The following is a 22,281-nucleotide window of genomic DNA, read 5'->3' as shown; positions in this document are numbered from 1 at the left end:
GTCGGTTCGAGCCCGGCCCTCCGCAACCAAGTTCTGCCCTAAGTTTTCTAGTCTTGGTCGGCAGCGTCGGGCGGCGCGAAACCGCGCTATATGATTTGCATATAACGCCTAGGCCAGATGCGTATTTGTGCTCTGGCCAGCTTTAGGGCGAGTGTCATCCGAATGCGGCCCGCACGGCGCGTGCGCGCCGGCCGCGACGGCTCCTCGAACTTTTCTGGTCCCGATGCAGAACGATCTTGAAGGCATCCTTGTGGTCTCCGTGGAGCAGGCGGTCGCCGCTCCCTATCTGTCGTCCCGCCTCGCGGATGCCGGCGCGCGGGTCATCAAGATCGAGCGGCCGGAGGGGGATTTCGCCCGCAATTACGATTCCCTGGTGCATGGCGAGAGCGCTTATTTCGTCTGGCTGAACCGGGGCAAGGAATCCATCTGCCTGGATCTCAAGGCCCCGGAAGATCTCGCGGTTCTGCGGGCGATGGTCGCGCAGGCGGACATCTTCATCCAGAATCTCGCCCCCGGCGCCATCGACCGGCTGGGCTTTGCGCCGGAAAAGCTGCGGGCGGAAAATCCGCGCCTGATCACCTGCTCCATCTCCGGCTATGGCGACGAGGGCCCGTATCGCGATCTCAAAGCCTATGACCTGCTGGTGCAGGCGGAGAGCGGGCTGTCCTCCATCACCGGCAACGAACACGGCTCGGCGCGGGTGGGCGTCTCGGTGTGCGATATCGCCGCCGGCATGACGGCGCTCCAGGCGGTGATGCAGGCGCTCTATGCCCGCGAGCGCACCGGCGTCGGGCGGCACATCGCGGTGTCGCTCTATCATGCGCTGTCCGACTGGATGAATGTGCCGTACCTGCAATATGTCTATGGCGGCAAGGTGCCGGAGCGGGCGGGGCTCAACCATCCTACCATCGCGCCTTATGGCGCCTATAGCTGCGCCGACGGCAAGGCGGTGCTGTTCTCGATCCAGAACGAGCGGGAATGGCTGATGTTCTGCACCGAGGTGCTGGGCGATGCCGCGATCGCCGTGGATCCGCGCTTCGACAGCAACAATCATCGCGTCGCCGCCCGCCCGGCGCTGGATGAGGCGATCAACGCGGTGTTCTCCACGCTGACCCGCGCGCAGGCGGTGGAGCGGCTGGAGCGCGCCCGCGTCGCCTATGGCCGGGTGAGCACGCTGGAAGATGTCGCGGCCCATCCACAAAACCGCTATGTGGAAGTTGAAACCCCCACCGGCCCCGTGCGCTGCCTCGCGCCCGGGGCGGTGGTGGATGGCAAGCCGGCGGAATTCCGCGCGGTGCCGGGGCTCGGCGCCCACACCGAAGCGGTGCGGGCCGCTTTCGCCCCTGTGCCGGCGTCCGCCTGAGGCAATAAAGCAGGGAAGAAATCACCATGACTGTTCGGCCCGCCGGCACCGCGCTCGGCCTCCTGGAGCGTTGGCTCGCGCCCTTCGCGGCGCTGAATGTGCTGGATGTGGGCTGCGGCACGGGCGCGCTCGCCCGTGCCCTCGGCACGCGCGGCGCGGATGTGACCGGCATCGATCCCCAGGCGGACGCGATCGCCGCGGCCCGCCAGGCGGTGCCCGGTGCCCGCTTCGAGCAGGCGGGTGCGCAGGATATGCCGTTCGCCGATGGGGAATTCGGCGCGGCGGTGTTCCTCAACAGCCTGCACCACGTGCCGCAGCCGCTGATGGCGGCGGCACTGCGCGAAGCGGCGCGGGTGAGCGGCGGCAATGTGGTGGTGATCGAGCCGCTGGCGGAGGGCACCTTCTTCGCCTCCATGCTGCCGGTGGAAGACGAGACCGAGATTCGCGCGCAGGCGCAGGCGGCGCTTGCCGCCGTCGAGCGCGACGGCCTGCGCATTGTCGAATGCGTGGAATATGACGATCTGCGCACATTCTCCGGGCTCGACGCCTTCATCGCCAAGCTCGTGTCCGTGGACCCCGCCCGCGGCCCGACCACCATCGAGAAGCGCGGCGTGCTGCAAGAGCTGTTCAACGCCAATGCGGTGCCGGAGGGCGAAGGCTTCCGCCTCGTCCAGCCGCACCGGGCGCACCGTCTGGGCATCGCCGCCCCATAGATTTCCCTTCTTCGCGGCCCTTTGCGTATAATCCCGGCTTCTGACCCTTAGGGAAGACGCCGATTGTGGACCTGCGCCAGCTTCGTTATTTCACCACCATCGTGGAGATGGGCTCCTTCTCCAAGGCCGCCCATCGCCTGCGCGTGGCCCAGCCGGCGCTGAGCCAGCATGTGCGTAATATGGAGATGGATCTCGGGGTGGAATTGCTGTTCCGCAGTCCGCAGGGCGTGCGCCCGACGGAGGCGGGGGAAACCCTGCTGCGCCATGCCCGCCTGATCATCGGCCAGATGGAGGTGGCGCGCGAGGCGGTGAAGGGCGGGCAGGCGGAACCCGCTGGCGAAGTGCGATTCGGCATGCCCGGCACCATCAGCCAGATGCTATGCGTGCCCTTGCTGAGCGAGGCGCGGCGGCGCTATCCCAAGGTCAAGCTGCGGGTCGCCGAGGCCATGAGCGGCTTCGTGCTGGACTGGCTGCGCGACGGCAAGATTGATCTCGGCGTGCTCTATCGCACGGTCAATGATCGCGGCCTGACCGCTCATCGCGTGCTGTCCGAGGAATTGTGCCTGATCGGCCCCAAGGTGCCGCCGGAAGGGGAGAGCCACCCCTCGGGCGGGCCGGTGCCGCTGGGGCGGGTGGCGCAGCTCACGCTGATTCTTCCGAGCCCGGGCCACGGCCTGCGCGAGCTGATCGAGGAGCGGGCCATGTCCGAGGGGGCATTGCTGAGCACCGTCATCGACATCGACACCTATGGCCAGATCAAGCTGCTGGTGGAAGGCGGCCTTGGCTATGCCATCCTGCCGGCGGCGGCGGTGCGGCGCGAGGTGGAGGAGGGGCGGCTCCTCGCCTGGCCGCTGGGCGTGCCGGTGCTGACCCGCGACCTGCATATCGTGCGGCCCTGCGACCGGCCGCTGTCCAATGCCGTGCGCGCCATCGACGCGCTGGCGCACGCCACCTTGATTCGCCTGGTGCGCGAAGGCGCCTGGAGCGCCTCCCTGGCCGAGGATATGGAGGAGGCGCGCTAAAGCCAATCGACATTCATGGCTTGACGCTGTTCAGGAGAGAAACGTCATGCACGGGCTTGTCCCGTGCATCCACGCGGCACCGCTGGCACCGGCTCTTCAAGGCCTGCACGTTCGGCCCGGCGTGGATGGCCGGGACGCGCCCGGCCATGACGACCGGTGAAAGAAAGACAATCGCGCGCACCCAACGTCAGGCGCCTCGACGCGGTACCTCGCCGCTGAATGTCGATCCGTCCTAGAGCGCGACAGAGGGACTCATCTGTCGCAGGCGGCCGAACCCCACCTCTTTAATCCACGTGCGCAGCCCTGCCGTTGAGGCGCAAAATGCCGGAACACCATTTTCACGCGCATCTTTACCTTACGGAATACAGGTTTCGGCCGCGCTATAATAAATTGCGATCACAAGCAGCTTTAAATAGTCTTTGCTTCTGGCGTCGTGCATTTTCAAGATGCGCCGGCGCAGATGACGGTGGCGGGTCCATTATGGCTCGCGAAGGTCCCCAATGTCGCGGGCGAATCCGCCGCGCTCAAGAGGGGCTGCGTTGGCGGCACGAGAGGGAGAGAGACGCGATGAAGAGGTTCGTATTCGGTGCCGTGATGGCGGCTGCGCTGGTGGGGGCGCCGGCCGCCTTCGCCCAGCAGATCGTGATCAAGTTCAGCCATGTCACCACCCCCGACACCCCCAAGGGCATGGGCGCCGAGAGGTTCAAGGCACTGGCCGAGAAATTCACCAACGGCAAGGTGAAAGTCGAAATCTACCCCAACTCCCAGCTCTACAAGGACAAGGAGGAGATGGAGGCGCTTCAGCTCGGCGCCGTGCAGATGCTCGCGCCCTCGCTCGCCAAGTTCGGCCCGCTCGGCGTGCGGGAGTTCGAGGTGTTCGACCTGCCCTATATCTTCCCGAACAAGGACGCGCTGCGCCGGGTCACCGACGGCAAGGTGGGCAAGGCGCTGTTCGCCAAGCTCGAGCCCAAGGGCATCAAGGGCCTTGCCTATTGGGACAACGGCTTCAAGATCATGAGCGCCAATAAGCCGATCGCCAAGCCCACGGACTTCCAGGGCCTGAAGATGCGCATCCAGTCGTCCAAGGTTCTGGACGCGCAATTCCGCGCCATCGGCGCGCTGCCGCAGGTGATGGCCTTCTCGGAAGTCTATCAGGCGATGCAGACCGGCGTGGTGGACGGCTCGGAGAATACGCCTTCCAACATGTATACCCAGAAGCATTATGAAGTGCAGAAATATGCGCTGGTCACCAATCACGGCTATATCGGCTATGCGGTGATCGTGAACAAGCGGTTCTGGGACGGGCTGCCCGCCGACGTGCGCACCAATCTTGAAAATGCGATGGCGGAGGCCACCATCTATACCAATTCCATCTCGCAGGTCGAGAATGACCAGGCGCTGGAGGCGATGAAGAAGTCCGGCAAGATCCAGATCTCGACCCCGACCCCGGAAGCCACCGCCGCGTTCCGCAAGGCGATGGACGTCGTCTATACCGAGATGGCGAGCCGCATCGGCAAGGAAACCATCAACGCTGTGCTGAAAGAGACCAAGGCCAACTGATCGCCTGACCTGAAGGCCGCCCGCCCCGCGCGGCGCGGCCTTCAGGTCTCGTGCGGCCCCGCCGGGGGCGCGCGACGGCCGGGATCCAGCGGGCGGGGTGCGAGCGCGTGCCGCGCCGCCCGGGCGGGGTGCGGCGAGATATCCGCGGCCTTCGGCGCCCCGCGAGAGCCGTGCCGAACGCTTTCGACCCACCGCATTCGAAAACATTTTAAAACAAGAGCATCGTTCAGGCGCCCGGTCACCGGGCCGCCGAAACGCGCCCGAGAGGGGAGGCCATGGAAGATCCGCTGTACAAGCTCTACACGATGCTCGCGTTCACGGCGGTGGTGTTCGTCATCTACATGGCGATCATGATCCGCACCGACGGCGCGCGCACCGCACTGTTCCATGTCCTCGATCATCTGGAGGAAACGCTGATCGCGGTGCTGATCGGCACGGCCACCTTGCTGATCTTCGTGGCCGTCCTCCAGCGCTACGCCGCCGCCACCAGGCTGCTCTATCCCTATGTGGGCCACATCAATCTTGGCTGGGCACAGGAAGCGTGCATCCTGATGTTCGTGTGGATGGCCAAGATCGGCGCCGCCTATGGCGTGCGCACCGGCATCCATGTGGGCGTCGACGTGCTGGTGAACCGCCTGCCGGACCGCTCGCGCGCCGGGCTGATCCTGTTCGGGCTGCTGTGCGGCGCCCTGTTCACGGCGGTGGTCGGCACGTTCGGCGTGAAATTCGTGATGGCGCGCTATAGCTTCGGCGACATGACGGCGGAAATGGAGCTGCCGTCCTGGATCGTCTATCTGGCGATCCCCATCGGCTCCTATCTCATGTGTTTCCGCTTTCTCCAGGTGGCGCTGTCGTTCTGGCGCACGGGTCACCTGCCGGTGCACGACCATGGCCATGTGGACGGGCTGGATGAAGACCTGCCCGGCGCCGATTCCTCCGATCTGTTTCCGAAGGAGATCCGCCGGTGAGCGCCCTCATCATCTTCGGCCTGTTCCTGCTCCTGATGATGACCGGGATGCCGATTTCCATCGCGCTCGGCATGACGGTTTTGACCTTCGTCTATACGCTGACGACCATCCCGGTCGACATCGTCGCGCAGAAGCTGTTCACCGGCATCGAGAAGTTCGAGATCATGGCGATCCCGTTCTTCATCCTGGCGGGAAATTTCCTCACCCACGGCGGAGTGGCGCGGCGGCTGATCAATTTCGCTACCTCGCTGATCGGCCATTGGCCGGGCGGCCTCGGGCTGGCCGGCGTGCTCGCCTGCGCGCTGTTCGCGGCGGTGTCCGGCTCCTCGCCGGCGACCGTGGTGGCGATCGGCTCGATCATCCTTCCCGCCATGCAGGCGCAGGGCTTTCCGCCGAAATTCGGCGCCGGCGTGGTCACCACCTCGGGCGCGCTCGGTATCCTCATTCCGCCGTCGATCGTGATGGTGATGTATTCAGTCGCCACCACCGGCCTGCAGATGACCGGGCCGAATGGGGAGCGCGTCACCTCCGCCTCCATCGGCGATCTGTTCATCGCCGGCGTGGTGCCGGGGCTTTTGCTGGCCGTGCTGCTCGGCGTCACCACCTGGTATCGCGCGTGGAAGAATGATTATCCGCGCATGCCGCGCGCGTCGATGATCCAGCGCTGGCGGGCGTTCCGCGAGAGCATCTGGGGCCTCGCGCTGATCGTCATCGTGATGGGCGGCATCTATAGCGGCGTCTTCACCCCCACGGAGGCGGCGGCGGTGGCGGCGGTCTATGCCTTCGTCATCGCGGTGTTCGTGTATCGCGACATGAGCCTGAAGGACGTGCCGCGGGTGCTGCTGTCGAGCGCCAACATGTCGGCGATGCTGCTCTACATCATCTCCAACGCGGCGCTGTTCTCCTTCCTCATGACCAATGAGAATATTCCCCAGGCCATGACGCAATGGATGGTGGATCTCGGATTTGGCGCCATCGGCTTCCTGCTCATGGTCAACATCCTGCTGCTGCTGGCCGGCAATGTGATGGAGCCGACCTCGATCGTGCTGATCATGGCGCCGATCCTCACCCCGGTGGCGGTGCGGCTGGGCATTGATCCGCTGCATTTCGGCATCATGATCGTGGTGAACATGGAGGTCGGCATGTGCCATCCCCCGGTGGGCCTCAATCTCTACGTGGCGTCGGGCATCACGCGCATGGGCATCAGCGAACTCACCGTGGCGGTAATGCCCTGGCTGCTGGCGATGATCGCCTTCCTGCTGGTCATCACCTATATCCCGGCCATCACCCTGTTCGTCCCGCATCTGCTGGGCCGCTGAGGGGGAGACATGAAACCGAACGTCGTCATCGCCGAGGAAGATGTGATCGCGAGCGTCGCGGACGCCTTGCAATACATCTCCTATTTTCACCCCGCCGATTACATCGTCCACCTCGCGCAAGCCTATGAGCGCGAGGAATCCCCGGCGGCGAAGGATGCCATCGCGCAGATCCTGGTGAATTCGCGCATGGCGGCGCTCGGTCATCGGCCGATCTGCCAGGATACCGGGCTCGTGGTGGCGTTCATCAAGGTGGGCATGGACGTGCGGTTCGATACCGCGCGCTCGCTGGCCGACCTCGTCAACGAAGGCGTGCGCCGGGCCTATCGCGACGCGGACAATCCGCTGCGCGCCTCCATGGTGGAGGATCCGCTGTTCGCCCGTCGCAACACCCGCGACAATGCCCCCGCCGTGGTGCATGTGGAGCTGGTGCCGGGCGGCACGGTGGAAATCTCGCTGGCGGCCAAGGGCGGCGGCTCGGAGAACAAGGCGCGCTTCGCCACCCTCAATCCCTCCGCCTCGGTGGTGGATTGGGTGCTGAAGACGGTGCCGGAGCTAGGCGCCGGCTGGTGTCCGCCGGGCATGCTCGGCATCGGCATCGGCGGCAGCGCGGAAAAGGCCATGCTGCTGGCCAAGGAATCCCTGCTCGAACCCATCGACATGACGCAGCTCCTCGCGCGCGGCCCGGCGAGCCGGGAAGAGGAATTGCGCATCGAGCTGTATGAGAAGGTGAATGCGCTCGGCATCGGCGCGCAGGGTCTGGGCGGGCTTACCACAGTGGTGGACGTGAAGATCGCGACCTTCCCCACCCATGCGGCCTCCAAGCCCGTGGCGCTGATCCCCCAATGCGCCGCAAACCGCCATGCCACCATCGTGCTCGACGGCTCCGGCCCGGTGAAGCTCGACCCGCCGGATCTCTCCGCCTGGCCCAAGATCGTGCTGGACCAGACCAGCGCGGTCGCGCGGCGGGTGGATCTCGATACGTTGACGCGGGACGAGGTCGCCTCCTGGCGCATCGGCGAGAAGCTGCTGTTGAACGGGCGCATGCTCACCGGGCGCGATGCCGCCCACGCGCGCCTGTCGCAGATGCTGCGCGCTGGCGAACCCTTGCCGGTGAGCCTGAAGGACCGGGTGATCTATTATGTCGGCCCCGTGGATGCGGTGCGCGAGGAGGCGGTCGGCCCCGCCGGTCCCACCACCTCCACCCGCATGGACGGCTTCACCGACGAGATCCTCGCCGGCACCGGGCTGATCGCCATGATCGGCAAGGCCGAGCGCGGGCCGGTCGCGATTGAAGCCATCGCGCGCCACAAGGCGGCCTATCTGATCGCCATCGGCGGGGCGGCCTATCTGGTGTCGAAGGCCATCAAGAGCGCGCGGGTGCTGGCGTTCGAGGACCTCGGCATGGAGGCGATCCACGAATTTCTGGTGGAGGACATGCCGGTGACGGTGGCGGTGGATAGCGCCGGGCAATCGGTGCACACGCTGGGGCCGGCGCTGTGGCGCGCGCGGATCGCGGAGCGGGTATAGCTTTTACCCTCACGGGGCGATCACTTTTATCACTTTCCACGATGACCCCATCCCTTGCTAGGGAGGGGGGTGGTTTGCTTTGGAGTTTTTTCATGCAGGGGCAGGACGAGGAAACATTCGCCGATATCCGCGATGCGGTGCGCAAGCTCTGCGCAGGCTTTCCGGGCGAATATTGGCGGCGCCTTGACCGCGAGGCGGCCTATCCGTCCGAGTTCGTGGCTGCGCTGACTCAGTCGGGCTTCCTGTCCGCCCTGATACCGGAAGCCTATGGCGGAGCCGGCCTGCCCCTGTCCGCCGCAGCCGCCATTCTGGAGGAAGTGCAGCGGGCAGGGTGCAACGGGGGCGCCTGCCATGCCCAGATGTACATCATGGGCGCCCTGCTGCGGCACGGCAACGAAGCGCAGAAACAGGCCTATCTGCCCAAGATCGCCTCCGGCGAACTGCGCCTCCAGGCGTTCGGCGTGACCGAGCCGACCTCGGGCACCGATACCTCCTCCATCAAGACCTTCGCGGAAAAGCGCGGCGACCATTATGTGGTCAACGGGCAGAAGGTGTGGACCTCGCGGGCGGAATATTCCGATTTGATGCTGCTGCTCGCGCGCACCACGCCGAAAGACCAGGTGAAGAAGCGCACCGACGGCCTCTCGGTGTTCATCCTGGATATGCGGGAAGCCCGCAATGCCGGCCTCACCATCCGCCCGATCCGGGCCATGATGAACCATTCCACCACCGAAGTGTTCTTCGACAATGTGCGCATTCCCGCCGAAAACCTCATCGGCGAGGAGGGCAAGGGCTTCCGCTATATTCTTTCCGGCATGAATGCCGAGCGCATCCTGATCGGCTCGGAATGCGTGGGCGACGCCAAATGGTTCATCGAGAAGGCCACCGCCTATGCCAAGGAGCGGGTGGTGTTCGGCCGGCCCATCGGCCAGAACCAGGGCATCCAGTTTCCCATCGCCAAGGCCTATGCCCAGATGCGCGCGGCGGAATTGATGGTGCACAAGGCGGCCGAGCGCTTCGAGGCCGGCCTTGACTGCGGCGAGCAGGCCAATATGGCCAAGATGCTGGCGGCGGATGCCTCCTGGGCGGCGGCGGAAGCTTGCGTGCAGACCCATGGCGGCTTCGGATTTGCCGAGGAATACGACGTGGAGCGCAAGTTCCGCGAGACCCGCCTGTATCAGGTGGCGCCGATCTCCACCAATCTCATCCTGAGCTATATTGCCGAGCATGTGCTCGGCCTGCCGCGCTCCTATTGAGGTCGACATGAGCGAGCCCCTGGACGTTGAAACCCTGCGCGGCTGGATCGGCCGCACCAACGAGGTGAGCGACCTCGTGACCGCCCGCGCGGTGCGCGAGATGCGCGCCACGCTGAACCGCGATCCCGGCGACCCGGCGCCCGGCGAGGAGGCGACGCTGACCGCCCATTGGTGCCTCTCGCCGATAACGGTGGAGATGGACCGCCTGGGGCCGGACGGGCATCCCGCGCGCGGCGGGTTCCTGCCTCCGGTTCCGCTGCCGCGCCGCATGTGGGCCGGCGGGGCGCTCGCATTCCACGATGCGCTGCGGGTGGGCGACGAGGCCCGGCGCCTGTCGCGCATCGAGGATGTGGTGGTGAAGGAAGGGCGCACGGGCACGCTCTGCTTCGTCACCGTCGCGCACAATATCTATACGCCGCGGGGCCTTGCCATCGCCGAGCGGCAGGACATTGTCTATCGCGGCGTGGATGCGCCGGCGGGCGGGGTGGGCAAGAGCGAGCCGCCGCCGGCCGCCACCTGGCAGGAGGAGGTGGACACCTCGCCGGTGCTGCTGTTCCGCTATTCCGCCGTCACTTTCAACGGCCACCGCATCCATTACGACCGCACCTATTGCCAACAGGAAGAGGGCTATCCCGGCCTCGTCGTGCACGGCCCGTTGCAGGCGACCTTGCTGGTGGAATTCGCCGCGCGCCTGCTGGGGCGGCCGCTGAAGCACTTCTCGTTCCGCAGCGTGCGGCCGATCTTCGACGGCCCGCCCATGCGCCTCAATGCCGCCGAAGGCGCCGAGGGGCTGGAGCTGTGGACATCCGGCGTCGATGGCCGGCCCTGCATGATCGCGCAGGCCGTGTGAGGGCAAGTGGGTTGAGCCCTGAAGCTGGCTGAACGCGACGGGGCGCCCGGCAAGCGCGCCCGGCGCGCTCACATCATTTCGACGCGGTTCTTGCCGTTGCGCTTGGCTTCATAAAGCGCCGCGTCGGCCTGGGCGATGAGTCGGTCGATGGGCAGGCCCTTTTCCGAGGGCGTATAGACGTGGACGCCCGCGCTCACCGTGACGCGCTCGGGCAAAGCGGTGCTGGTGGCGATGGATTCGCGCACGCGCTCGGCCACTTTCCTGGCTTCGGCCTGGGGGGTCTGGGGCAGCAGCAACAGGAATTCCTCGCCGCCGAACCGGCAGACCGCGTCATCCGCCCGCGAGGCGGCCCGCATGCATTGCGCCACTTCCTTCAGGGCGACATCGCCCGCCAGATGGCCGTAGCGGTCGTTATAGGGCTTGAAATCGTCCACATCGACCATGATGAAGGCGAGCGGCGTGCCCTCGGCATTGGCGCGCGCCATTTCCTGGTCGAGCCGCTGGCGCAGCGCGCGGCGGTTCAGCGTGCCGGTCAGCGGGTCCAGCGAGGCGAGCTGAGTGAGCTTCTGATTGGCCTCTTCCAGCTGCGTGCGCTTATGGTCGAGCTCCTGGATCATAGTGCGCTCTGCGGTGATGTCATGGATCTGCGAAATGAAGCAGCGCGGCGAGCCGTCCTCGTTGCGTACCAGGGCGACATTCAGCTGCGCCCAGACGATGGTCCCGTCCGGACGCACATAGCGCTTATCCATCTCGTATTCGGATATGAGCCCGGCTTTCATCTTCGCCAGATGCTCCAGATCCAGGCTCAAATCGTCGGGATATGTCAGGGACTGGAAGTCCCGCGCCTGCAATTCTTCTTCCGAATAGCCGAACAGGCGGCACGCCGCCGGGTTGGCGCGCAGGAACTTGCCGTCTAGGTCCACCAGGGTGATGCCGATGGGGGCATTGGCGAAGGCGGTCTGGAAAAAGGCGATGGCGGCCGTGCGCTCCTTGTCCGCCTCCCGGCGCTCGGCTTCCAGCCGGTCGCGCTCGATCGCGCGGCCGAGGGTTTCCGCCAGCAGTTCAAGCAGGGCCATGGATTCCGGGGCGAAGGGATAATCGCGCGGCGCGGGGTCCAGCAGGCTGAATGTGCCGATGATCTCTTCGCCGATCCTGATCGGCGCGCCCATGTAGGATTCGAGCTTGGTGTCGGTATAGATCGGATGAAGGCGCAAAACCGGGTCGTGGGCCACGTGCGGGCAGGAGATGGCATGCCCGGTGCGGATCGCCTCCACCGAGAACGTGGTTTCAAGGGCAAGGGCCCGCCCCGCTTGGATCGGCAGCGGCCGGGAGGACAGCATCCGCAAGGGCGTGAACGTGCCGTCCTTCACCGAGGCGATGATCGCGACATCCATGCCGAAGATCTTGCGCGCGGAGGCCAGGTAATGGTCATAAGTTTCGGTGATCGTGCAGTTGGAGAGGCCGAGAAGCTGCCTCACGGCATCCAATGCTTTTGCCCGATCTCCGCCCATGACCTCGCCGCAAAGCGCCTCGCTCAAATGTACCCCCAGATATGTGCAGGATTATACAAGTCTCGCGATGAAATAATCGCAAAAGTACTTGTTTCGTGTGCGGCACAACCATTTTTGAGTTTGGCCACTTTATATTTGCGTCTTAGCATGAATTCCACGGTCCCAACAGGTGCCATTCAATCCAGAATGTGATGAATGCGGCCGATCCAGCCGATAAGTGGCATCCAAATAAGGCAAAGTGGATGTACAGCTTCGGCGTGGTGGTATAGCAGTCATCCGCCGCCTCGGGATTCCCATGACCGACATAGCCACGCGCGTCTACAATCATACTTGGAAAATCGACCCCATCGTCCGCTCGGTGCTCGATACGGACTTTTATAAACTGCTGATGGGGCAGACGATTTTTCGCCGGCACCGGGATGTGAAGGTCACCTTCGGCATCCACAACCGCACCAGCCGGGTGCGGCTCGGCGATATCATCGACATCGGCGCCTTGCGCGAGCAATTGGATCATGTCCGCTCGCTGAGCCTGACACGCGGCGAGTCCACGTGGCTGCGCGGCAACATGTTCTACGGCAAGCGGCAGATGTTCTCGCCCGATTACGTGGCCTGGCTGGAGGGCTTCCGCTTCCCCGCCTACCACCTGGAGAAGTGGGACGGGCAATATGAGCTGGTGTTCGAGGGACCGTGGGTCGAGACCACCATGTGGGAGATCCCGGCGCTCGCCATCATCAACGAGCTGCGCTCGCGCGCGGTGCTGAAGGATCTCGGCAAGTTCGAACTGCAGATCCTTTATGCCCGCGCCATGACGCGGGTGTGGGAGAAGATCGAGGCCATCAAGGCGCTCGGCCCGGTGAATGTCGCCGATTTCGGCACCCGCCGCCGCCATGGCTATCTCTGGCAGGATTGGTGCGTGCAAGCGCTCATGGAGGGACTGGGCGAGACCTTCCTCGGCACCTCCAATTGCCTGATCGCCATGCGGCGCGAGGTGGAGGCCACCGGCACCAATGCGCACGAATTGCCGATGGTCTATTCCGCCCTCGCCCGCACCGACGCGGAATTGCTGCGCGCGCCGTATCAGGTGCTGGCGGACTGGCAGGAGGATTACGAAGGCAATCTGCGCATCATGCTGCCAGATACCTATGGCACGTCCGGCTTCCTGGCCCACGCCCCCGATTGGCTGACCGCCTGGACCGGCATCCGCATCGACAGCAAGGATCCTATCGAGGGCGGCGAGGAGGTGATCGCCTGGTGGAAATCGCGCGGCCAGGACCCGCGCGAGAAGCTCGCCATCTTCTCCGACGGGCTGGACGTGGACGAGGTGGCGCGCATCCATGCCCGCTTCACCGGCCGCATGCGCCTCGGCTTCGGCTGGGGCACGCTGCTGACCAATGATTTCCGCGGCCTTGCCCCGAACGGCGCGCTCGATCCCATCTCCATCGTCTGCAAGGTGATCTCGGCCAACGGCCTTCCGGCGGTGAAGCTCTCCGACAATCCCACCAAGGCCATGGGGCCGCCGGCCGAAATCGAGCGCTATCGGCGCCTGTTCGAGGTCGGCCACCAGGTCGCGCGGCCGGCGATGGTGTGATGCGGCGCGATGAAGCGCGGCCGGGACTATCGGCCGCGCTCGTGCTTGCCTTTCACAGGGCGTGCAAGAACTCGAGGCAATTGCATTTCATTTGAGCAATGCTGGCGTTGTTGACCGGAACCTCTTGGTGCGGGCGCGGTTTTTTCTGCGAGGGGAAAAATCCACAGCAGGAGGAATGCATGCCTCAGAATTGGCGCACCGAGGACGACCGCTACCGCAACGACGATCGGTCCGGGTCCGATTGGCGCAACGAGGACAGCTTCCGCAGCGGCCCGCGCGGCGGCAATGATCGCGAGGCCTATGCCCGCGGCCGGGACCAGGGCTATCGCGACGATCATGGACGCGGCGGCGAGCGCTATTTCTCGTCCGAATCCAGCTATGGCAACCGCCCCGGCTGGCGCGACCCGTCCGGCGCCCGCGAGCAGGGGCGCTACCAGGATTATGGCAACGGCCCGAACCGCGATTACGGGCGCGGCCCGTATGAGGATTACGGCGCCGGGCGTGGGCAGGATATGCGCGGGCAGGATTCGCGCAGGCACGACACGCGCGGTCACGACACGCGCGGCCCGGAAGCGCGCGAGACACATTATTTCGGCGGCGGCACCTATCCCCGCTCGGAATTCTCCTATGGCCATGCGCGCGACGATGATCCCTATCGCTTCTCCCGCGACCGGCAGGCCCGCCGGCCGGACTGGGGACGCGAGGAATGGGGCCTATCCGGACCCCAGCAGACCGGGCGCGGCGGCTATGGTCGCGACGGCTATTATGGTCGCGAGGGCTATTATGGCGGCGAAGGGCGCGACCAGGACCGCGGCCTCTGGGACCGGGCGAGCGACGAGGTGTCGTCCTGGTTCGGCGACGAGGGTGCCGAGCGGCGCCGCCGCGAGGATCAGTTTCGCGGCCGTGGCCCCAAGAATTACAGCCGCTCGGACGATCGTGTCCGCGAGGATGTGAGCGACCGCCTGACCGACGACTGGCAGGTGGATGCCTCCGAAATCGAGGTGAATGCCAGCGGCGGGGAGGTGACCTTGACCGGCACCGTTTCCGACCGCGCCCAGCGGCGCCGCGCGGAGGATGTGGCGGAGCAGGTTTCCGGCGTCCGCCACGTGCAGAACAATCTGCGGGTGCGCGATGTCTCTTCCGGCCTCGGCCAGGGCAATGCTGCGCAGGGCGCGGGCTCAAGCTCGCCCCTCCAAACCACCGTGTCGCAGGCTGGCGGCGCTCAGGCCAGCGGGACCCAGTCCAGCGTGCCCGGTACCGTCAAGCGCTGAGACTGCCGTCCTCAGGGGCATGACGCCCCTGAGGCGCCGCCGCCAGGCACGGGCTTAGGCCGATCGGCATTCATGGCTTGACGCCCTTGCAGCAGAACATCGTCATGCACGGGCTTGTCCCGTGCATCCACGCGGCCCCGCTAGCTCCAGCTTTTCCAGGCCGGCGCAGGCGGCCCGGCGTGGATGGCCGGGACAGGCCCGGCCATGACGAACGGTGAAAGGACTCGCTTTCTGCAAAAACAAAGGGCGGCCCCTCGGGTCGCCCTTTTTTTTCGGCACGGCCCTTGCTTGTTTCGGCGTGGAACGAGGAGACCGGCCATGTCCGAGAAAGTCATCAGCCTGCGCGGAACAGCCTTGCCGCCCGCCGCGTCGACGCCGAACCCCACCGTGGTCGCGGAGCTGGAGCGCCTGCTGGAGGCCGCCCGCGCCGGCGAACTGGTCGGGCTTGCCGGGACCTTCCTGCACAAGGATCATAATGTGACCTATGCCTATGCGGGCAGTGTCGGCGGCTATGGCATGATCGGCGGGCTGGCATGTCTGAAGGCCCGGCTCGTGGCAAGGCAGGAATGGGACGGCTGAGGGGGCGGGCGCCCGCGCTCAAGGCCGGATCGACGTTCATGGCCTTGGTTTATCGTCGAGGCGCCTGACGGGCGGTGCGCGCGATTGTCTTTCATCGACCCGCTGTCATGGCCGGGCTCGTCCCGGCCATCTACGCCGGGTCGCCCACTTGGCCTTGAAAAGCCGGTGCCAGCGGTGCCGCGTGGATGCACGGGACGAGCCCGTGCATGACGATGTTTCCCGCAACGGCGTCAAGCTATGAAGCTCGATCGGTCCTAGGAATTGGGCTGGCCGGCGCGCCGCAGCCGCAGCGGCCGCGCGGCGATGGCCAGAAGCGAGCGATAGCGGCGTCGCGCATCGCTGACCGTACCATTGTCGCCGATCGCGGCTTCCTGCAATTCGGCGAGCGCGAACGGGCTCGGCTCGGCGGGCAGGGCGATCACCTCGGGCACCGCATCCAGAAGATCGAGCAGGTCGCGCGCGGTCAGCGCCGAGAGCGCCTGGCTCATGAGGCGGGATTGATAGGCGCGGCGCTCGGGGGAGAGGCGATCCCACGGTTCGAGCAAGGGATAGCGGGCCCGCGCGGCCGCGTGAGCCTTCTTCGCCATCCGCTGCACCAGATCCGCAGAAACCATCGCACCCTCTTCGCGCCGCATGCCTTTGCCCGCGTGTCCCTGCCCCACAGGCACCCCCGCACGATGCGGCATGGGGGTTTCCGGACTCTTTCCAGCCGGGGCATTGCGACTTGCCCGGCCGGCCGATCCTGTGGCTTGGTCAATGAAAGGTTAGCGCCGGTGCGGCGCGGAGCGGGATCGGCAGTCATGCGTGCGCATTATCTCATTGTTTTGATTGCGTGTTTTTCTCTGACCGCAATCAACGGCGCCAGGGCGCAGGGCGCGCCCGCGCCGCGTCCTCTCGAAGTCCTGCGCGCGGAGATCGACCGGGTGGACGGCGAAGTGCTGGCCCTGCTCAATGCGCGGGCGGTCCTTGTCGCGGAAGTGGGCGCCGGCAAGGCCACGAGCGGCGGCCCGGTGTTCCGGCCCGGACGCCAGGCCGCCTTGCTGCGCCGCCTGGTGGAGCGCAATGCCGGGCCGCAGACGGCCCAGACCCAGACGGCGCAGACATTGGTGCAGGTGTGGACCGCCATCATCGCCGGCTCGATTCTCCAGCAAAAGCCTGATTTCCGGGTGGCCGTGGCCGGGGATGCGGACCAGGCGGGCCTCGCCCAATCCTTTTTCGGCGCCGCCATTCCCCAATCGCGCTTCGCCCAGCCCGCTGAAGCGCTGGACGCCTTGGTGGCGGGGCAGGCCGATGCCGCCGTCCTGCCGGCCGGCGGGTCCTGGTGGCTGGATGTGCCGCAGGGCCTGCGCATCGTCGCCGGCGCGCCGCTGCTGCGCGGGGCGGATGCGCCTCCGGAGGCGCTGATCCTCACCCGCACGGAAGCCGATCCGTCCGGCGCGGACCTCATGCTGGTGCGCCTGTCCGGCACCCCGCCAGCGGGTGGGACGGTGCTGGCGCGTGCGGGCGCGGACAGCCTCATAGCCCTGCCGGCGGCGCGCGCACTTCCCCCCGGCGCGACCCGGCTCGGCCTCATGGCGGCGCCGCTGTCGCCGAAGCCTTGAGGGCGGCTTTCGCCCCGAGCCGGCGCGGCGGAAATTCGGGCGGCGGATTCATCTTGCGCGAACATTCGCCCGAATAGGCGGTGTCATCGCCCGAAAAGCCGCCGCCAAGCCCCACGAAACCACTCTTCGTCCGCGCTAAGCCATTGTTTCACGTGAAACATTTTCCCGGGCGCGCGGCCTGGCAAGCCCCGTTGCGGTTCGAAAAAAGCATGCGCCCGCGCTGGGATCGGGCTCGCCTTCTTCAGTGACGCGGCCCCATCCGCGCGCTATAGGATGCCGCAAAACGCGACGGGAGAAGAAGCCATGGCCGTGACGCTTGCTGATCTCAAGGTGAAGCTGTTCACTGACGGTGCCGACAAGGCGCAGATCGTCGAGATGGCGAAGCAGGCCCATATCGCCGGTTTCACCACCAATCCCTCCCTGCTGCGCAAGGCCGGCGTTTCCGACTACGAGGCCTATGCCCGCGACCTCGTCGAAGCCGTGCCCGACCGGCATATTTCCTTTGAAGTGTTCTCCGACGAGATCGACGAAATCCGTGCCCAGGCTCGCGTCATCGCCACCTGGGGCGCGCATGTGCACGTGAAACTTCCGGTCTCCACCACCCGCGGCGAGACCCTGTATGACATGGTGCGCGACCTGGTGCAGGACGGGGTGAAGGTGAACCTCACCGCCATCTTCGCCGTGCCGCAGGTGGAATTGGGCGTCGCGGCGCTGGCGGGCGGGGCGCCCTCCATCATCTCCGTATTCGCCGGCCGCCTCGCGGATCTCGGCATCGACTATGTGCCCGCCATCTCGAAAGCGGTGGAATTGTCCCGCGCCACGCCGAACGTGGAAGTCATCTGGGCCTCCACCCGCGAGGTGTGGAACGTGATCGAGGCCGACCGTCTCGGCTGCCAGATCATCACCGCCCCGGCCGACGTGCTGAAGAAACTGCCCGCGCTCGGCAGCCGGACCGCCGACGAATTGTCCCTCGATGCCGTCAAGGCGTTCCGGGCGGATGCGCTGGCCACCGGCCTGACGCTCGACCTCTCCGGTCGCCGCGCCGCCGAATAGGGCGCGGCCCGGCTTTCTCCCGCCGCAGGAGGGCAGGCGCATTGCGCCTTCCTCACCCGGTGTTACACTTCGTGTCGAAGCGACATTTTGACCGCAGGCGCACGAAGCTGAAAACCGGCACGGGCACAGGGCGGCGAGGGGTTTGAGATGAGGGACGAGACGCACGGGTCCGATCGGGACCCGGAGCGCTCTTGCCAGGAGAGTGAGGTCGAGCCTTGCTTTCCTTCGATCCGCACCGCCTTTGGCGGGGATGTGGCGGAAGAGGCGGTGCTTGATCCAAGCCCGCAGGCGGACCCGTGCGCCGCGCCCTGCGCCGAAGGCGCGAGTACATATTCAGCGCCGGCCTATCGGGCGCAAACCGTTCCTGCACAAGATTTTCCGGCACAGACTTTTCCACCACAGGCCTTGGGTTGGCGCGATGAAGCCGCGGCCTGCGGCCCCGTCTCGGCGATCCGGGGTCAGGCGTCGGATCAGCGCCCGGCGGAGCCGAGAAGCGCCGGCAGCCGTGGGCCCGCGCGCGCCGACGATGCCTGCGGCACCGAGGAAAGCGAGGACCCGCGCGGCCCGGCGGTGGCCGATCCCGCATCCTCCCATGCCCATGCGGGGGAGGGCCAGCAGGCCGTGCCCTCCTGCGATCGCATCTATGCGGCGCTGGATCTCGGCACTAATAATTGCCGCCTGTTGATCGCCCGTCCCACCGCCCGCAATTTCCGCGTGGTGGATGCATTCTCCCGCATCGTGCGCCTGGGCGAAGGGCTCTCGGGCAGTGGGCGCCTCGGCGCGCCGGCCATGGGGCGCGCCATCGCGGCGCTGGAAGTGTGCGCCGGAAAGATCGCCGCGCGCGGCGTCTCCCGCGCCCGCATCATCGCGACCGAAGCCTGCCGGGCGGCCGAGAATGGTGCCGACTTCTGCGCCGAGGTGGAGCGCCGCACCGGCCTCGTGCTGGAAGTGGTGGACCGCCGCACGGAAGCCGGCCTTGCCGCCTCCGGCTGCGCCCCGCTGGTGGACCCCTCTTGCGACGGTGCCATTCTGTTCGATATCGGCGGCGGCTCCACCGAAGTGGTCTGGCTCGGCCGCCGCGCAGCGGGGGATGACGGACCGCCGCGCGCCCGCATCCGCTCCTGGGCCTCCATGCCGGTGGGCGTGGTTTCCCTGGCCGAGCGCCATGGCGGGGTCAAGGTTTCGCGCGAACTGTTCCTCAAGATGGTGGACGAAGTCCTTGATATGCTGGAGGGCGTGCGCCAGAGTTGGGGTGTTCGCCCACCGGGGCGCATCCATTTGCTCGGCACGTCGGGCACCGTGACGACGGTCGCCGGCATCCATCTCGGGCTTGAGCGCTATGATCGCGCGCGCGTGGACGGCGCCTGGCTCCACGCTCGCGACATCAATGAGGTGGTGGACCGGCTCGTGGGCATGTCGTTCGAGGAACGGGTTTCCAACCCCTGCATCGGTGCGCAGCGGGCGGATCTGGTGCTCGCCGGCTGCGCCATCATGGAAGCCGTGCGGGAGGCTTTTCCCACGGATCGGCTGCGCGTCGCCGATCGGGGCTTGCGCGAAGGCATGCTGGTGCAGTTGATGCGGGCGGACGGGGCCTGGCGTCGCCATCGGTCCCAATAGGAGCATCGCGTGACCAATCCAACCCGGGGCCCGGATGGGCGGCCGCTGAAAGTGCGCGTGAAAAACGCCCGCAGCCGCACCACCTCCTCGCAGAAATGGCTGCAACGGCAGCTCAACGACCCCTATGTCGCCCGCGCCAGGCGGGAGGGCTATCGCTCGCGCGCGGCCTACAAGCTGATCGAGATGGACGAAAAGGCGTATCTGCTGAAAAAAGGCATGCGCATCGTCGATCTCGGTGCTGCCCCCGGCGGCTGGAGCCAGGTGGCGGCCAAGAAGATCGGCCTGGAGGAGGGCCGCGGCAAGATCGTCGCCATCGATTTGCTGGAGATGGAGCCGGTGACCGGCGTCATCTTCGAGCAGCTGGATTTCCTGGACGAGAAAGCGCCAGCGCGATTGCTGGAATTGCTGGACGGGCGGGCGGATATCGTCATGTCCGACATGGCCGCCAACGCCACCGGGCACAAGAAGACCGACCATATCAAGATCGTCGCCCTGGTCGAACTGGCGGTGGAATTCGCCCGGCAGGTGCTCGCGCCCGGTGGCACGTTTCTGGCCAAAGTGATCCAGGGCGGCACCGAAGGCGTGCTATTGGCGGACCTCAAGCGGGATTTCACCTCCGTGAAGCACCTCAAGCCCGCCGCGAGCCGCGCGGATTCGGCGGAACTCTATGTTCTGGCGACCGGTTTTCGCGGCAAGGCCGATCCGCTGCCGGGCGAGGAGGGCTATGCCCCCATCGGGCAATCCGCCGATTGAGGTTTATCGTTCTGCGCCGGCCTAATGGCTGATCATCCAGGGGCGGGCCGAGGGGAAGCTCTTGGCGCCGTTCTGCGCGGTCCTGGTGCGGCTCTTCATCTTGCCCGAACAGCAGCCGCAGCCGGGGCCGTGCTTGGCTGAAGCCTGCGTCGCCGCGAACTGGCCGACGCTCATCGGCGCGTTTGCGCTGCGTTCATTGGTGGAAAGCGCGGTGCGGCGGCCGGCATCCATCGTGGCGAGGCGCGGCGCGCTGAGGATGGCGCGGGGCGAAGAGGCCGCGCATTCCGGGCACTCCTGCGGGTGGTTGTATTCGCTCATGGGCCGGATCTTTGTGAAGGGGCCGCAGGCGTCGCACATATAATCATAGACCGGCATAAGCTCTCTCCGAGAAGGGAGGGCCGGGGACATCGCCCCGGCCCGGACGGCGCTCACAAATCGGGCGAAAGCGGCATGTCGATGGAGCCGTCGAGGAATTTGGTTGGCCCCGCGGAGGTGGGATTGATGTCGAAATCGAAGATTTCGGTGGGCAGCCAGAGCGTGGCGCAGGCGTTGGGAATATCCACGACGCCGGAAATATGCCCCTGCACCGGCGCCGTGCCGAGGATGGAATAGGCCTGGGCGCCGGAATATCCGAATTTCTTCAGGTATTCGATGGCGTTGAGGCAGGCCTGACGATAGGCGACATGCACATCGAGATAATGCTGGGCGCCATCCTCATCCACCGAAATGCCTTCGAAGATCAGATAATCCTTGTAATTGGGGGTGATGGGCGAGGGCTTGAAGATGGGATTCTTGATCCCGTATTTCGCCATGCCGCCCTTGAGCACGTCCACCTTCAGATGCACCCAGCCGGCCATTTCGATGGCGCCGCAGAAGGTGATCTCGCCGTCGCCCTGGGAGAAATGCAGGTCGCCCATGGAGAGGCCGCCGCCATCCACATAGACCGGGAAATAGATCTTCGAGCCGCGCGAGAGGTCCTTGATGTCGCAATTGCCGCCATGCTCGCGCGGCGGAACCGTGCGCGCGCCTTCGGCCGCCGCCTTGGCCTTCGCCTCGCCGGTGAGCCGGCCCATGTGCGCGGTGGGGCCGAACGGCGGATTGGCGAGCGGGGGCACGCGGGTCGGGTTGGTGGCGATGAAATCCACCTCGCGCTTGTTCCAGGTCTCCAGGAGCTTCGGATCAGGCAGGCAGCCGATCAGGCCAGGATGGATGAGGCCGGCGAAATTCACTCCCGGAATATGCCGGGACGAGGTGAACATGCCTTTGAAATCCCAGATGGATTTCTGCGCCGAGGGGAAATGTTCGGTGAGGAAGCCGCCGCCATTGGTCTTGGAGAAGAAGCCGTTGAAGCCCCATTGGCTGCTCGGCATGGCGCCGATATCCAGCAGGTCCACCACCAGCAGGTCGCCCGGCTCGGCCCCCTTCACCCCGATCGGGCCGGAGAGGAAATGCACGATCGACAGGTCGATATCGCGCACATCGTCGGCGCTGTCGTTGTTCTGGATGAAGCCGCCGGTCCAGTCATAGGTCTCGACGATGAAATCGTCGCCGGGCTTCACCCAGGCTACCATGGGAATGTCGGGGTGCCAGCGATTGTGCACCATGTCATTGTCATAGGCGGACTGGTTGAGATCGACCTTAATCAAAGTATCGGCCATGGACAGCTCCCAGCTTGCTTGAGTCTCTTGGGCGAAAAGGAGAATTTTGGGCGAAGGGAAAGGGGCGAGGCG

General features: G+C 65.9%; 20 protein-coding genes. 16 read left to right on the top strand and 4 right to left on the bottom strand.

Features of this window, described 5'->3' with window-relative positions:
* The first annotated feature begins 223 nt into the window (after nt 1-223).
* The 9 genes from V5G24_RS17970 (at nt 224) to V5G24_RS17930 (ending at nt 10,578) form a co-directional block, all read left to right on the top strand.
* A complete protein-coding gene (locus V5G24_RS17970; RefSeq protein WP_394080500.1) occupies nt 224-1,363 on the top strand; it encodes a CaiB/BaiF CoA transferase family protein in 1,140 nt (379 codons plus the stop codon).
* Nucleotides 1,364-1,389: 26 nt separating this feature from the next.
* Nucleotides 1,390-2,076: a class I SAM-dependent methyltransferase gene (locus V5G24_RS17965; RefSeq protein ID WP_394080502.1), complete on the top strand. Its 687-nt coding sequence runs from the start codon at nt 1,390-1,392 to the stop codon at nt 2,074-2,076.
* Between the two features lie 65 nt (nt 2,077-2,141).
* Nucleotides 2,142-3,098: a LysR family transcriptional regulator gene (locus tag V5G24_RS17960; protein WP_394080504.1), complete on the top strand. Its 957-nt coding sequence runs from the start codon at nt 2,142-2,144 to the stop codon at nt 3,096-3,098.
* Between the two features lie 567 nt (nt 3,099-3,665).
* Complete coding sequence (locus V5G24_RS17955) at nt 3,666-4,658, top strand: TRAP transporter substrate-binding protein (RefSeq protein ID WP_394080506.1); 993 nt, start codon at nt 3,666-3,668, stop codon at nt 4,656-4,658.
* A 350-nt stretch (nt 4,659-5,008) separates the two neighbouring features.
* Nucleotides 5,009-5,626 carry a TRAP transporter small permease gene (locus V5G24_RS17950; protein WP_394082056.1) on the top strand — a complete coding sequence of 206 codons (618 nt, stop codon included), beginning with the start codon at nt 5,009-5,011 and terminating at the stop codon, nt 5,624-5,626.
* Nucleotides 5,623-6,945, top strand: a complete 1,323-nt coding sequence (locus V5G24_RS17945; protein ID WP_394080508.1) for a TRAP transporter large permease — start codon at nt 5,623-5,625, stop codon at nt 6,943-6,945. Before V5G24_RS17950 ends, V5G24_RS17945 begins: the two co-directional genes overlap by 4 nt.
* Nucleotides 6,946-6,954: 9 nt before the next feature.
* Nucleotides 6,955-8,472, top strand: coding sequence for a fumarate hydratase (locus V5G24_RS17940; protein ID WP_394080510.1), 1,518 nt, complete (start codon nt 6,955-6,957; stop codon nt 8,470-8,472).
* A gap of 92 nt (nt 8,473-8,564) precedes the next feature.
* Nucleotides 8,565-9,728: an acyl-CoA dehydrogenase family protein gene (locus tag V5G24_RS17935; protein WP_394066549.1), complete on the top strand. Its 1,164-nt coding sequence runs from the start codon at nt 8,565-8,567 to the stop codon at nt 9,726-9,728.
* 7 nt (nt 9,729-9,735) lie between these two features.
* Nucleotides 9,736-10,578, top strand: a complete 843-nt coding sequence (locus V5G24_RS17930) for an HTD2 family dehydratase (protein ID WP_394080512.1) — start codon at nt 9,736-9,738, stop codon at nt 10,576-10,578.
* 68 nt (nt 10,579-10,646) lie between these two features.
* On the opposite strand, the gene V5G24_RS17925 is transcribed toward V5G24_RS17930, so the two are convergent.
* Entirely contained in the window at nt 10,647-12,056 is a 1,410-nt protein-coding gene (locus tag V5G24_RS17925) for a sensor domain-containing diguanylate cyclase (RefSeq protein ID WP_394080514.1), read from the bottom strand.
* A gap of 328 nt (nt 12,057-12,384) precedes the next feature.
* Between V5G24_RS17925 and pncB the strand changes: the two genes are divergently transcribed.
* From pncB to V5G24_RS17910, 3 genes are all read left to right on the top strand, one after another.
* On the top strand, nt 12,385-13,677 hold the full coding sequence (gene pncB / locus V5G24_RS17920; RefSeq protein WP_394080516.1) for a nicotinate phosphoribosyltransferase: 1,293 nt from the start codon (nt 12,385-12,387) through the stop codon (nt 13,675-13,677).
* A gap of 179 nt (nt 13,678-13,856) precedes the next feature.
* The gene (locus V5G24_RS17915; RefSeq protein WP_394080518.1) at nt 13,857-14,948 is read left to right on the top strand and encodes a BON domain-containing protein; all 1,092 of its coding nucleotides are present in this window, start codon (nt 13,857-13,859) and stop codon (nt 14,946-14,948) included.
* 318 nt (nt 14,949-15,266) lie between these two features.
* Nucleotides 15,267-15,527: a hypothetical protein gene (locus tag V5G24_RS17910; protein WP_394080520.1), complete on the top strand. Its 261-nt coding sequence runs from the start codon at nt 15,267-15,269 to the stop codon at nt 15,525-15,527.
* A 254-nt stretch (nt 15,528-15,781) separates the two neighbouring features.
* Here V5G24_RS17910 and V5G24_RS17905 read toward each other — a convergent pair whose 3' ends face one another.
* Nucleotides 15,782-16,141 carry a hypothetical protein gene (locus V5G24_RS17905; RefSeq protein ID WP_394080522.1) on the bottom strand — a complete coding sequence of 120 codons (360 nt, stop codon included), beginning with the start codon at nt 16,139-16,141 and terminating at the stop codon, nt 15,782-15,784.
* 186 nt (nt 16,142-16,327) lie between these two features.
* On the opposite strand from V5G24_RS17905, the gene V5G24_RS17900 reads away from it, so the two are divergent.
* The 4 genes from V5G24_RS17900 (at nt 16,328) to V5G24_RS17885 (ending at nt 20,551) form a co-directional block, all read left to right on the top strand.
* The gene (locus V5G24_RS17900; protein ID WP_394080524.1) at nt 16,328-17,128 is read left to right on the top strand and encodes a chorismate mutase; all 801 of its coding nucleotides are present in this window, start codon (nt 16,328-16,330) and stop codon (nt 17,126-17,128) included.
* Nucleotides 17,129-17,431: 303 nt separating this feature from the next.
* The gene (locus V5G24_RS17895) at nt 17,432-18,181 is read left to right on the top strand and encodes a transaldolase family protein (protein ID WP_394080526.1); all 750 of its coding nucleotides are present in this window, start codon (nt 17,432-17,434) and stop codon (nt 18,179-18,181) included.
* A 405-nt stretch (nt 18,182-18,586) separates the two neighbouring features.
* Nucleotides 18,587-19,798, top strand: a complete 1,212-nt coding sequence (locus V5G24_RS17890) for a Ppx/GppA phosphatase family protein (protein WP_394080528.1) — start codon at nt 18,587-18,589, stop codon at nt 19,796-19,798.
* Between the two features lie 9 nt (nt 19,799-19,807).
* Entirely contained in the window at nt 19,808-20,551 is a 744-nt protein-coding gene (locus V5G24_RS17885) for an RlmE family RNA methyltransferase (protein WP_394080530.1), read from the top strand.
* A 21-nt stretch (nt 20,552-20,572) separates the two neighbouring features.
* On the opposite strand, the gene V5G24_RS17880 is transcribed toward V5G24_RS17885, so the two are convergent.
* Together V5G24_RS17880 and fmdA are read right to left on the bottom strand one after the other, a co-directional pair.
* Complete coding sequence (locus V5G24_RS17880) at nt 20,573-20,926, bottom strand: FmdB family zinc ribbon protein (protein WP_394080532.1); 354 nt, start codon at nt 20,924-20,926, stop codon at nt 20,573-20,575.
* Nucleotides 20,927-20,979: 53 nt separating this feature from the next.
* Nucleotides 20,980-22,209, bottom strand: a complete 1,230-nt coding sequence (fmdA, locus tag V5G24_RS17875; protein ID WP_394080534.1) for a formamidase — start codon at nt 22,207-22,209, stop codon at nt 20,980-20,982.
* Nucleotides 22,210-22,281: the final 72 nt, after the last annotated feature.

It is taken from the genome of Roseixanthobacter finlandensis (genome assembly GCF_043195105.2).
GTDB lineage: Bacteria > Pseudomonadota > Alphaproteobacteria > Rhizobiales > Xanthobacteraceae > NCEH01.
The sequence above is the reverse complement of the archived record's forward strand: the minus strand, read 5'-3'. Positions and strand labels throughout refer to the sequence as shown.